This window comes from Lujinxingia sediminis, from assembly GCF_004005565.1.
GTDB lineage: Bacteria > Myxococcota_A > Bradymonadia > Bradymonadales > Bradymonadaceae > Lujinxingia > Lujinxingia sediminis.
This window is the reverse complement of the sequence record NZ_SADD01000017.1, coordinates 23,586-36,041: the sequence shown is the minus strand read 5'-3', so window position 1 is coordinate 36,041 and position 12,456 is coordinate 23,586. Positions and strand designations below refer to the sequence as shown.

Below are 12,456 nucleotides of genomic sequence, written 5' to 3'. Positions count from 1 at the left end.
AGGGTCTGTCTCACCGGCACTAAGGGGTAACGATCAGGGCTCCGGAAGGACTTCTAAGGCGCGTTTAAGGTCGTCGCGCACGCACGCGATGCAATCGCGCCGGTTGAGAAATCCGCAACCGACTTTAGGAGAGTCGCTCATCGCCTGGAGGGTGGGGCGAGCGCGAGGGTCATCGAGGTCGACGATCGCATCGATCTTTTCTTTGTAGTCCTCGCAGTTTCCGGCCACGCGCAGCTCGACGCCCAGGCGTTCCCAACGCTCCAGGTCGTCCAGGGCGTCAGCTTCCTCCAGAAAAGCGTGGGCGCGCCGGCGAAGCGAGGCGCGCTCGCCCTGGCTGGCTACGCGCGCGATGGCCGAGCGAGACGTCGAGGTGAGATGATCTCTGAGCCAGGTCGCGGCGTCGTCGCTACCGGCAGCGAAACGGGCGACGACTTCGTCGACCAGCGCCGGATCGTGGGCATAGCGCTCATCGGCGGCTACGATGGAGCGCGACTCTTCGAGCAGATCGACCTCGCGGTCGACATGCAGGTCGGCCATCAAGGCCAGGTAGCGAAGATCGGCGTCATCGGGGTTTTGAAGGAGCAGCGCTTCCAGGGCTCTGCGATCGCCGGTTCGGGCTGCGGCGATGGCTTCGAGCACCTGCGGATCTTCCATCAGGGCTTCGCGGGAGGCTTCGGTCTGGCGCTGGGCGCGGCTTTCGCCGCTGACGACGTAGATGGTCAGCGCGAGGATGGAGACGAGCATCACCAGCGCGCCGATGGCCAGGCCGCGCACAAGGCGCTGCTCATCCGCGGAGAGGGCCTTCCAGCGGGGGAGAACTTCGGTGCGCCAGCGCTCGCGCAGGGGCTCGCTGGCCTTGATGACGCGATGACGCAGGGGGCCGCTGACGTCGATGGCGCGCTGACCCAGCGAGCTGAGAGAGTCGCCAGCGGCGCTGGCCGCCGCTGTGGCAATGGGGGCGATGGCCGCGGTGAGGGGGCTGTCGTTGAGCGTATCGATCGTCTCAATGAGTGCCTCAGCGCTCTCCGGGCGGGCGTCGGCATCTTTTGCGAGAAGGCGCGCGATGAGGCGTTCGGCCGCCTGGGGAAATGCCACCTCCGGGCAGCGCTCGCGTAGGGTGGGGATCGGGTGCGTGACGTGTTTGCCCATCAGCCGCGCAACATTGTCGTCATCGTAGGGGGGCTGGCCGGTGAGCATTTCGAACAAGACCACGCCCAGGGCGTAGAGATCGGCGCGAGCGTCGACCTCGGCACCGGCGATTTGCTCGGGGGCCATGTAGTGCGGCGTGCCGTAGACCATGCCCTTACGGGTAAGTCGCGTGGGTTTGTCGGCACCAGCTTCCTCGCCCATGGAGATGCGGGCGATGCCGAAGTCCATGATCTTGACGAAGTCCGGGGCGCCCTCGCGATCGACGAGCATGATGTTTTCGGGCTTTAGGTCGCGATGCACGATGCCGTGAGCGTGGGCCTGGCCGAGCGCAGAGGCGATCTGGCGAGCGATATGCGCGGCGCGCACCAGGGGCATCTTTCCCAGCGCCATCGCCTCGTGCAGGGTCTGGCCTTCGAGGTACTCCATGACCAGGAAGAACTCGCCATCGTCGGTCTGGCCAAAATCGGTCGCCTGGCAGACGTGGGGGCTGTCGAGGAGCGCCGCGGCTTGAGCTTCGCGCTGGAAGCGGGCCACAACCTCTTTGTTTTCGGTGAGCTCGGCGTGCAGGACTTTGAGGGCAACGGTCTTGCGCATCAGCACGTGCTCGGCGCGGTAGACCTGCCCCATGCCCCCGTCACCCAGCGGGCGATCGAGACGGTAGCGCCCGGCAATCAGGCTGCCTTTGCTCAGGGAGCCCGCTCGCGTCGAGGGCTCAGCCTCCACGCTCGGGGCGCTGTCACGATCGAGCCCAACCTCGGGCTGGGAACCTGCTTCGACGAGTCGGTCCGCCGCATCCGCGTCCAGAGCACGGGTCGGCTCGGCCTCGGAACTCGCCGGGCCGGGTTGGGTGAGCGTATCCTCGGAAGGAGGAATGACCGGGGTGTCACGCATAAGCAACTATCGCATAGGCAGGGGAGTGCGTGTCGCGAGACGGCGGAAGATATCGCGCAGTCCTGCAACCATCACAAGACCGAGAATCCATCCCGGAACATAGCCGGAGGAAGGCGCGCTGGCGAGCGTCGAACATCCTTCACTTCGTGTCGAACGCGATGCGTCGGTCGCGTCGCGAAGGTCATCGTCGTCACCTGCGTCGCGATTGTTCTCGGCAGTGTCCGAACCGGCGTCCTCCGAGAGGTCAGCCGAATCGGAGGCGGTGTCTGTATCGGCGGGGACTGGCCGGGGGGATGGATCAGCGCGTGAAACACGCAGCAGCGGGGCGGGAAGGCGCTCGCTGGTGAGCCATATTGATTCGCCATCACGGGCGTAGGTCAGGGCCTCACCCTGAAGGGTGCCCGGGGTGACGAAGCGGCGTTGAGGTTCGCTCTCAAACGCCTGGCGCAGAGCACCACCGGGGGCACAGTAGGTGTAGAGGTGAGTGTAGGTTCGCAGCGAAAAGGAGCGCCCGTCAGGCGCCACATCGGCGGCGGTGACCATGCGGCCAAAGCTGAGGGTTTCGGCCAGGGTCAATGTGGCCACAGGCTGCGCCTCAATCACGGCGTTATCTTCGAACGCGCCGGAGAGCTCGAAGACCCGGCTTGAGGCCTCGTCGACTTTTTCGATGATGAAGATCGCGGCGCTCTGAGGATCGACGAGCAGGGCTTCCGCATCGCGGGGGCCTCCCTCATAGGTGAAGCGTTGCGAGGAGATGCCTTCGCTGAGGTTGAGTCGGGTGGGGGGCGTATCATCCAGAAGCGGCTCCTCAAACCTGTAGATCACAACCTCCTCGCGCTCTTTGAGGTTATCTCCAGTATCAGCCACATAGATGCACGACGCGTCGCTGCCGGCGGCGCAGGGGCCGATCGCCACATCTTCCCAGTCGACGTTTTCGATGCCCTCCAGGGTGAGTTCGGTGAGGATCGGGGAGGCGTCGGTCTCGTCGGAGGGAGATGTGGTAAGGGCGAAGAGGCGGGCACGGTCGCCGGAGTCGTTATGGGTCCAGAGGACCTCGGGGTTTCGCCAGCCGGCGGCGAGCCCGGAGGATTCGGCCAGGCGCGCATCGTTGATCTGGGCGACCTGGTGGCCGACCTCCCAGCCCCCGCAGACCTCCTCCTCGGCGCGAAGCTCCGGCGTGCCGCTTAGCACCGCACCACCACTCAAGATGGCCGTCATCAGGGGGACCGCCAGGCGCTGGCGAGCGTGGGGAGATGCCCTCATCGATGTGCTCCGAGTTGTTGGGTGGTCGTCGCGTACGAAAGTATCAGCCGCAAAAGTCAGCAGGCAAGGCGGCGCGCAACAACCTGAACATTATCCCGTCCAACCTGCGACGCCTCGCCGCATGGCAGTTGCCTCCTGCGCGCGGGAGAGTATGGTCGCCGCCCGTATCAGACGCTGCCTCGCGCGGCGATCCGTATCACCACCGAGAGCATGACCATGGACGACACCCCGGCCCTCATCGACATCCACGACCAGCCCACGGGCTTTCAGGCGCTTGCGCTGCGCGAGGAGCGCGACGAGCTGCAGATCGTCGCCATCGCCGAAGCGGGCGCCGGGCGCGAACATCTCGGCCTGGCGCTCAGCTACGATGAGGCTCGCCTTAATGATGTGGCCTACGTCGCCACGCGTCGTGAGCAGCTCAGCCACCTGGCCGACTACCTCGACGCGCTCTCCGAGGGCGGGGTGGTCGCGCGTAAGATCGAGCTGCTGGACATTAAAGAAGGGCCGGGCGGGGCGGGGGAGCCGCTCCTGGTGATCGAACGCTGCGAGGGGCCCACGCTTTTTGAGGCCGTGCAGACGCGCTGGCCGGAGGGCATGCCCGCGGAACTCGCGCTTACGATCATGGCGCAGCTCGGCGACCTGCTCGTGGCCACGCATCAGGCCGGCTATTACTGGCGCGACTTTGACCCGCGGCGTTTTGTCCTTCAGGGCGACGACACCCTGCGCGCTCAGCTCCCGGGCTGTGTGGTGAGCAAAGGCGTCAAGCTCAAGCCCTGGCAGCTCAATACCCACCCGGCCTATACCGCCCCGGAGGTTCGCGAAGAGACCTCCGGCACGATGCTGCGCGCCGCAGCTGACATCTACGGCGCCGGCGCCCTGATGAGCTTTTTGCTCAGCGGCGAGGAGCCTCGCGCGCGGGTGGAGAGCCCGCTGAGCTTCACGGCGTATGAGCGCATTGAGGCGCTGGCGATGCCCGGCATCACTCTGCTGCTGGCGCGTACGCTGCAACCCCTGGCCAAGAAACGTTTTGGGCGCGCCGAGATTTTTCGGCGTTATTTGAGCCTGGATGAGCTTCCCACCCGCGAGCAGAAGGGCTTTGGCATGGTCATGCTGCCGGCGCCCTGGCTGGGGTTGGAGATGGAGAATCCTGAGAAAAATCGCGCGCTCAAGAGCCACCTCTCGTCGGGGCCGCTGATCAGCGTGGCGCGCGAGGAGCCCGCAGAAACAAGCGAGCCCTCGGCTTTAGCCGAGGGCTCTGCGGTGGTTCGTGCAGAAGAGCGCGCTGAGGAAGCCCGCGCCGGGCTGAGGTGGCCCCGGGTTGCGGTGATCATCGTGCTGGTCGTCGCCGCGCTTGCCTACCTCACGCTGCGTGCGCCTTAACCGGCGTCGCGCTCACCTTTTTTAAAGACGAGCGACTCCCCATCCTCGGCGACCTCCACGACGACGTGGTCGCCGGCGACGAACTTGCCTTCGAGCACCTCCACGGCCAGCGGGTCCTGGATGAAGTTGCCGATGGCGCGCTTAAGGGGGCGCGCGCCGTACTCGGGCTCAAAGCCCTCTTCGGCCAGAAAGTCTTTGGCGGCGTCGCTGACCTCGATGGTCATGCGCTGCTCGGCCAGCATCTTGCGAAGACGCTTCTTCTGAATGTCGACGATCAGGCGGATGGCGTCTTTGTCGAGGGCCTGGAAGACGATCGGCGCATCGAGGCGGTTGAGAAACTCCGGGCGGAAGTGATCGCGCAGAATCTCCTGCACCGCGTCGGTCATCTCCTCGCCCGAGGCCTTGCCGCTCAAATCCATGATCTCGCGGCTGCCCACGTTGGAGGTGAGAATCACCAGGGTGTTGGTGAAGTCGACCCGGCGGCCCTGGCTGTCGGTCAGGCGCCCCTCATCCATCAGCTGCAAGAGCAGGTTGAAGACGTCGGGGTGAGCCTTTTCGGCCTCGTCGAAGAGGACCACGCTGTAGGGTTTCAGGCGCACCGCCTCGGTGAGCACGCCGCCCTGTTCGCTGCCCACATAGCCGCGGGCCGAGCCGATGAGCGTGTTGACCTTGGACTGCTCCATGTACTCCGACATGTCGATGCGAACGATGGCGTCTTCGCTGTCGAAGAGGAACTCCGAGAGGGCCTTGGCCAGCTCGGTCTTGCCCACGCCGGTGGGGCCCACGAACATGAAGTTGCCGATGGGGCGGTTGCGGTCCTGAAGGCCCGCGCGCGAGCGCCAGATGGCGCTGCAGATGGTCTCAATCGCCGAGTCCTGCCCGACCACACGCTGGCGCAGGCGATCGGGCATGTTGAGCAGCTTCTCGCGCTCCGACTCCAGCATCTTGCTCACCGGGATGCCGGTCCAATCCGCAATCACCTCGCCGATATCGTTGGCGTCGACGTAATCTTTGAGCAGCCGCTCTTCTTTATGGAGCTCGCTCATCCGGGCCTGGGCGGCCTCCAGCTTCTGCTTGAGCCTGGGCAGCACGCTGTAGCGGATCTCGGCTGCGCGCCCCAGCTCGCCGGCGCGCTGGGCCTCCTGAGAGGTCTTTTCGGTGGCCTCAAGCTCCTCTTTGATGGTGGTGATTTCATCCAGCACCACCTTTTCGGTCTCCCAGCGCACGCGCAGGCGCGCGGCCTCTTCGCGCAGGCTCTCGATGCGGTTCTCAAGCTCGGTGCGCTCCTCGACCGTCTCGGGATTGGTAGCCTCGGCGATCGCCTGACGCTCCATCTCGAGCGCGTGCATGCGGCGCTCCAGCGCGTCGAGTTCGGTGGGTTTGCTGTCGATCTCCAGGCGCAGGCGGCTGGCGGCCTCATCGATGGCGTCGATGGCTTTGTCGGGCAGGTAGCGATCCTGCACATAACGCGCCGTCATCTGGGCGGCGGCCACCAGCGCGCTGTCGTCGATCTGCACGCCGTGGTGAATCTCAAAGCCCTGCTTGATGCCCCGCAGGATCGAGACGCAACCATCGGTGGAGACCTCCTCCACGTGGATTGACTGGAAGCGGCGCTCCAGCGCGGCGTCGGCCTCCACATGCTGGCGGTACTCCTCCACGGTGCTGGTACCGATGCAGCTGAGTTCGCCGCGAGCCAGGGCGGGCTTGAGCATGTTGGAGGCGTTCATGGAGCTGTCTTTGCCCCCGGCGCCCACCAGCTGATGGAGCTCGTCGATGAAGAGAATGATGCGGCCCCGGCTGTTGACCACTTCCTGAACCACGGTCTTGATGCGCTCTTCGAACTGCCCGCGCAGGCTGGTGCCGGCCACCAGCGCGCCCAGATCCAGGCGCATCAGGCGCTTGCCGGCAAGGCCTGTGGGAACATCGCCGGCGACCAGACGCTGGGCCAGGGCGTTGACGATCGAGGTTTTGCCCACGCCGGGGTGCCCGAGGAGCACCGGGTTGTTTTTGGTGCGCCGGGTGAGCACCTGCATCACACGCCGGATCTCGGCGTCGCGTCCGATCACCGGATCGAGCTCGCCGCGCTCGGCCATCGCGGTGATATCCTGGGCGTACTTGCCCAGAATCTCGGAGACGGGGCCCTCGGCGCTGGTGATCTTCTGTCCGCCCCGCGCCTTTCTGACCGCTTCCTCCAACTTCTCGGCGGTGGCTCCGGCCTCACGAAGTTGTTTGCCCGCGTAGCTCGACGTGCGGCGCGCAAAGGCGATCAGCAGATGTTCGCTGCTGGTGAACTGATCGCCCAGGGTGTTGGCAAGCTCCCCGCCTTCCTGAAGCGCCCCGAGCAGATCTTTGCTCACAAAGGGCTGCTCCTGGTTGCGGTAGGTTTTGGGCAAGAGCTCCAGCTCATCGATGAGCTTGCGGCCCAGGGCCTTGGGGTTGGCGCCCAGATTCTCCAGGAGGCTTGTGGCCACCGAGTCGTCCTGCTCGAGCATCGCCAGCAGCGTATGCTCCACCTCGACGTGATCATGGCGCAGCGTCTTTGCGAGGCCCTGGGCGCGCTCCAGCGCTTTGCGGGCTTTTTGAGTGAAGCGAGACAGGTCGAATTTCTGGGGCATCATAAGGCTCGGGGCGACAGGTACGTCCAGTCCATCACGCTCGCCACAAAAGCGAGGCGCACAACAGGTAAGCACGTTCGGGTGGCGGCAATCTGACCCTCGCCGCCGGCCGGTGTCAACCGGGGGCCGGCCCCCCCCGTGAAGGGTTTGAATTCACGTCAGAGACGTGTCGGCATTAGGCGTCAACCGTCTCGGTGGCGACCAGCGCGGCACCCTCACCGGGGCGAGCGACGATCAGGTCGGTGACGCCGCCGATTTGCCCCAACACCGAGCGCACCGCCGAGAGTTCCCGCGCCGGGCAGAAGACTTTGACGTGCGGGCCAGCGTCGATCGTCAAGAAGACCTGCAACCCGTCGCGCCGCGCACGCCGCACCCGGTGGATGAGCTCCAGGGTGGTGGGGTTCCAGTAGATCACCCCGGGGTCGGCGGCCATCGCGCTCGCATGCATGCCCAGGCAGGAGCGCTCAGCGACGCGTCCCAACGCCTGGAAGTCGCGGGCCTGAATGGCCGCGGTGGCCTCTACAATGTCGCCCGCAACCGTGTCGGCCCAGGGTTTAAAGAGCGGCGAACTCTCCTGGGTGCGCAGCATGCCCTCGGTGGAGCTGATCTCTTTCTCACCCTGGGTGGTCACAGCCACCACGCAGCGCAGGTCCCAATGCTCCGGTCCGGCGATGGGCACCGCAAAAGCGTCGTGCCCATCTTTGCGGCTGCCGCGGCGCATCTCGGCAAAACCGCCGTAGATCGAGCGCGCTGCCGAGCCCGATCCGCGCCTCGCCAGCGCCGAGAGCTGCTCATCGAGAAGATGCAGCCCGGCGGCCGACGTCGCTGCCAACGCCAGCGCCGCAAAACCCGAGGCCGAAGACGCCAGCCCGGCCGCAGTGGGGAAGTCGTTGGATGTCTCCACCTCGGCAAAATAGTCGTGGTTGGACTCATTGCGCACCAGCTGCACAAACTCGACGACCCGCTGGTAGGCGCGGCTGCCCTGACGCAACTCTTTGCCGTCGAGGATGACGATGTCGCGATTGATATCCTCGCGGTAGCGCACCCGTGTGGTGGTGGAGAGGCCCCCCAGGGTCAGAGAGAGGCTTCCGGCCACCGGCAGGTTGAGCTCGGTGTCGCGTTTGCCCCAGTACTTCACCAGCGCGATGTTGGGGTGGGCAAAGGCCGTCGCCTCCATCGGAGGCGTCGAGGTGTTGTAAGGGGGAAAGGCAAACATGGTGTCCTTTAGCTCTCGAGGGTGAAGGTGTAGACGGGCCAGCCGCGCACCTCCCAGCCCTCCTGTATCGCCCGGGTTGTAGCCTCATCGGGGCCCAGCGCCACGACACAACCGCCACCTCCGGCGCCGGTCAGCTTCACGCCCGATGCGCCGGCGTCGCGTGCAAGACGGCAGGCCTCGTCGATCGCAGGGATCGACACGCCCAGCGCTGCGAGTAACCCCTGGTTGATGTTCATAAGTTCCCCGACCGCCTGAAGATCGCCGGCTTCCAGCGCCTGGCGACCCTCGGTGGCAACCTGCCCGATGGCCTCGAAGATGGCCGCCGTCGAGCTGCGCCGCTCGGCCAGCGCACTCACCGACGCCACCATCTCGGCGGTGGAGGCCGAGGGGGCCACCTGAGCCACCACCAGCCGGAGCGTCGGCGCGCGCACAGGCTCGATGGTCGGGGGGCCTCCTGCACCGTCGCGCTTAAACGCAAACACCCCGCCACCCAACGCCGCGCTCTGATCGATGCCCGAGGCTTTGCCGTGAAAAAGACCCTCGGCAAAGCTCACCGCCTCCTCGACGGTCTGCGCGTCGCCGCGCCCTGAGAGCTTTTGCGCGGCGCGGGCCAGCGCCACGGCCAGCGCCGCCGAGCTCCCCATCCCCGCGCCCACCGGGACTTCCAGACGCACAAAGCCGTCGAGCTCCTCGAGCCGGAGCCCGAAGCGCGCCACGATGCCGCGCGCGGCCTCAAGCACCTTGCCCTCGGCCTCAAAGCTCCCGGCGGGATGATCCACGCGAAACGACTCCGAGTGCCCCCGGCGCACACACGCCACCGCGCCCAGCGGCAGCCCGCAGGCCACCGCCGCATAGCCGTGCACCACGGCGTGCTCCCCAAAGAGGATCAACTTGCCTCGTCCGCGCCCCTCAGCCGCCTCGCCCATCAACCAAAGAGCCCGCGCGCAAAGCCCGATTCGCTGATCTCCAGGTCGATCGACTCCGGAAGCTCATCGACGTTCTTCTCGGCGTATGCGCTTCCGGCCTCGTACTCCTCGCCACTGAAGAGGCAGAGGTAGACCTGACGCACGTGTTTGAGACGCGGGAGCTCCTCGCCGGTGATCCGCCAGAAGATGTCCATGAACTCTTCCAGCGTAATGCCGCCCATCTGCAAGCCGATCGCCGGAAATGCCACCGCTTTGAGCTCCAGCTCGTCGGCCAAATCGTACGCGTTGAGGATCGCATTGGAGATCAGGCGAGCGTTGATCTTCTTGGCGCCCACGATCGAGACGTGAATCAGGCGCTTGACCGGAAGCTGACCGGCTTCGGTGGCGACGGCGCGGCCCGGCTCCAGACGGTTGTTGCGCAGCCCGCTGCGCGTCATATGCAGGGTCTGCTGCATAAAAGGACCGCCGCGGCGCGCGATCGCGTTGCTCACGGTGTTGTCGCTGCTGCCGCCGCTGTTGAGGATCAGCCCGGTATTCGACGGGTTGACCAGAGCCCCCTCGGGCATCGAGATCAGCGTGATGTCACCCTGGGTGACGATGAGATGGCGTTTGGAATCTTCCATAAAAGGTGTCCTACACAGGGTCAGTCAGGTTGAATGTCTTGGGTTCTTCAGAGGTGGGGCTGGCCCACCGACGCGGGCGGCCAAACGCCCTTTCTAGGTCATCGAGGCCCGGGCAGCAAGGCGGCCCGGATGCAAGCCAGGGGGAGTCCCGACGCCATGCTGCTCGTGTGTGCGGGATTGACGGGCGCCAACCTAAGCGCATCTGGCCAGAGGCAAGCAATCTACCGGTCGACGCGTGCGCTCCGCTCACGCAAACGCGCAGTCGAGCGTAAGCGCCTTCGAAAGCTGCGCTTCATAAGCTTCGCGGCTGATCTCGATCACCCCGAAGCGCTCCAGGTGCGAGGTCTGAAACTGCACATCGAGCAGGCTAAACCCCCGCGCCTTGAGCCGCTCCACCAGATGCACAAGGCAGATCTTGGAGGCGTCGGTGGCCCGATGAAACATCGACTCGCCGGCAAAAAGCCCGCCCAGCGCCACGCCATAAAGACCGCCCACCAGCCGCTCACCCTCCCAGGCTTCGACCGAGTGGGCAAACCCCAGGTGGTGGAGCTCGGTGTAGACCTCCTTAATGCCCTCGGAGATCCACGTCTGCGGCTGGTCGGGCCGCGGCTCGGCGCAGGCTTCGATGACACCCTCAAAATCCGTGTTGAAGCGAATCTCATAGGGTTTCTTGCGCAGAGTTTGCCGAAAACGCCGGGAGATGCGCAGGCCGTCGAGCGGCAAAATCGCCCGCGGATCGGGCGCGTACCAGTAGACGCGCCCCTCCTCCTCGGGATGCGCCATGGGGAAAATCCCCTGGGCGTAGGCCGAGAGTAAAAGCTGTGCGGAGGGGCGCGTCAGATCCATAGCGTTACGCCTTCGCCTTCGGATGCGTCATCGCTTTGGGGTTGATCGCCTTATCGAACTCCTCGCCGCTCAAATACCCCAGCTCGGTGATGGCCTGGCGCAGCGTGGTGTTCTCTTTGTGGGCCTTCTTGGCGACTTCGGCGGCCTTGTCGTAGCCGATCACCGGGTTGAGCGCGGTCACCAGCATCAGGCAGCGCTCCAGATCTTCGGCGATCTGCTCGCGGTTGGGCTCAATGCCCACCACGCAGTTGTCGGTGAAGGAGTGCATCGCGTCGGTGAGCAGGCGCGTCGATTCGAGCACGTTATGCACGAGCATCGGCTTGTAGACGTTGAGCTCAAAGTTGCCGTTGGCCGCCGCAAAGCCCACGGCCGCGTCGTTGCCGAAGACGTGCGCGCAGACCATCGTCATCGCCTCGGACTGGGTCGGGTTGACCTTGCCGGGCATGATCGAGGAGCCGGGCTCGTTGCTCGGCAGCGTCAGCTCGCCAAATCCGCAGCGGGGGCCGCTGCCCATCCAGCGGATGTCGTTGGCGATCTTGTTGAGCGAGGTCGCCAGCGTCTTGAGCGCGCCGTGGGCCTCCACGATCGCCTCTTTGCCGGCGAGCAGCGCAAACTTGTTGGGCGCCGGCTTGAAGTCGTAGCCGCTCATGGCGGCCAGCGCGTCGCAGACCGCCTTATCGTAACCCTCGACCGTGTTCAGGCCGCTTCCCACCGCGGTGCCGCCGATGGCCAGCTCCACCAGAAGCTCCAGCGACTGGCGGACGGCGCGCTCGGCGTAGGTCAGCTGCGCCGAGTAGCCCGAAAACTCCTGACCCAGGGTCAGCGGCGTGGCGTCCATCAGGTGGGTGCGTCCCACCTTCACGATGTCGGCAAACGCGGCGGCTTTGGCGTCGAGCGCGTCGCGCAGGTGCGCCAGCGCCGGAAGGAGCGCGCTCTCAAACTGGTCGACGATCGCCACGGCGCTGGCCGTGGGAAAGCTGTCGTTGGTCGACTGGCTCTTGTTCACATCGTCGTTGGGGTGAATCGGGCTCTTGGAGCCCAGTTCGCCGCCGAGCATCTCGATGGCGCGGTTCGCGATGACCTCGTTGGTATTCATGTTGGTCTGCGTGCCGCTTCCGGTCTGCCAGACCACCAGCGGGAAATGCTCATCGAGCTTTCCGTCGATGACCTCCTGAGCGGCGGCCTGAATCGCTTTCTTCTTATCGTCGCTCAGAATCCCCAGGCCGCAGTTGGCCTCGGCGGTGGCGTGCTTGACCATCCCTAACGCCTTGATCATGGGCCGGGGCATGCGGTGGCCGCCGATCTTGAAGTTCTGGATGGAGCGCTGGGTCTGCGCGCCCCAGTAGGCGTCGGAGGGCACTTCCACCGCGCCCATCGAGTCGTATTCGGTGCGAGTCGACATCTTTTGATCCTTTTTGGTTGAGCGTGTTGAGGCATACATCGGTCGTTTTGGCGCCTGCATTATGAGGGTCAGCGCGTCAAACTCAAGCCGTGAGATGCGCGCCAGGTCCATCGGCCCAAACCTCCGCGGCGGTGGTCACCGTGGC

At 65.5% G+C, this 12,456-nt stretch carries 9 protein-coding genes; 1 reads left to right on the top strand and 8 read right to left on the bottom strand.

Annotated elements, in window-relative coordinates; all coding sequences use genetic code 11:
* Nucleotides 1-33: 33 nt before the first annotated feature.
* A complete protein-coding gene (locus EA187_RS18565; RefSeq protein WP_127781237.1) occupies nucleotides 34-2,040 on the bottom strand; it encodes a serine/threonine-protein kinase in 2,007 nt (668 codons plus the stop codon).
* Nucleotides 2,041-2,046: 6 nt separating this feature from the next.
* A complete protein-coding gene (locus EA187_RS18560; protein WP_127781236.1) occupies nucleotides 2,047-3,303 on the bottom strand; it encodes a hypothetical protein in 1,257 nt (418 codons plus the stop codon).
* A 210-nt stretch (nucleotides 3,304-3,513) separates the two neighbouring features.
* On the opposite strand from EA187_RS18560, the gene EA187_RS18555 reads away from it, so the two are divergent.
* Nucleotides 3,514-4,683, top strand: a complete 1,170-nt coding sequence (locus tag EA187_RS18555; RefSeq protein WP_127781235.1) for a serine/threonine-protein kinase — start codon at nucleotides 3,514-3,516, stop codon at nucleotides 4,681-4,683.
* Here the strand turns inward: EA187_RS18555 and EA187_RS18550 are convergent.
* From EA187_RS18550 to fumC, 6 genes are all read right to left on the bottom strand, one after another.
* Nucleotides 4,680-7,298 carry an ATP-dependent Clp protease ATP-binding subunit gene (locus tag EA187_RS18550; protein WP_127781234.1) on the bottom strand — a complete coding sequence of 873 codons (2,619 nt, stop codon included), beginning with the start codon at nucleotides 7,296-7,298 and terminating at the stop codon, nucleotides 4,680-4,682. The two genes, EA187_RS18555 and EA187_RS18550, sit on opposite strands and share 4 nt — an antisense overlap.
* A 175-nt stretch (nucleotides 7,299-7,473) precedes the next feature.
* Nucleotides 7,474-8,514, bottom strand: coding sequence for a diphosphomevalonate decarboxylase (gene mvaD, locus EA187_RS18545; RefSeq protein WP_206524423.1), 1,041 nt, complete (start codon nucleotides 8,512-8,514; stop codon nucleotides 7,474-7,476).
* Between the two features lie 8 nt (nucleotides 8,515-8,522).
* The gene (gene mvk, locus EA187_RS18540) at nucleotides 8,523-9,404 is read right to left on the bottom strand and encodes a mevalonate kinase (protein WP_164856400.1); all 882 of its coding nucleotides are present in this window, start codon (nucleotides 9,402-9,404) and stop codon (nucleotides 8,523-8,525) included.
* Between the two features lie 35 nt (nucleotides 9,405-9,439).
* Nucleotides 9,440-10,063: a macro domain-containing protein gene (locus EA187_RS18535; protein WP_115608082.1), complete on the bottom strand. Its 624-nt coding sequence runs from the start codon at nucleotides 10,061-10,063 to the stop codon at nucleotides 9,440-9,442.
* A gap of 246 nt (nucleotides 10,064-10,309) precedes the next feature.
* Nucleotides 10,310-10,909 carry a leucyl/phenylalanyl-tRNA--protein transferase gene (aat, locus tag EA187_RS18530; protein ID WP_115608080.1) on the bottom strand — a complete coding sequence of 200 codons (600 nt, stop codon included), beginning with the start codon at nucleotides 10,907-10,909 and terminating at the stop codon, nucleotides 10,310-10,312.
* Between the two features lie 4 nt (nucleotides 10,910-10,913).
* Nucleotides 10,914-12,311, bottom strand: a complete 1,398-nt coding sequence (gene fumC, locus EA187_RS18525) for a class II fumarate hydratase (protein WP_127781233.1) — start codon at nucleotides 12,309-12,311, stop codon at nucleotides 10,914-10,916.
* Between the last annotated feature and the right edge of the window lie 145 nt (nucleotides 12,312-12,456).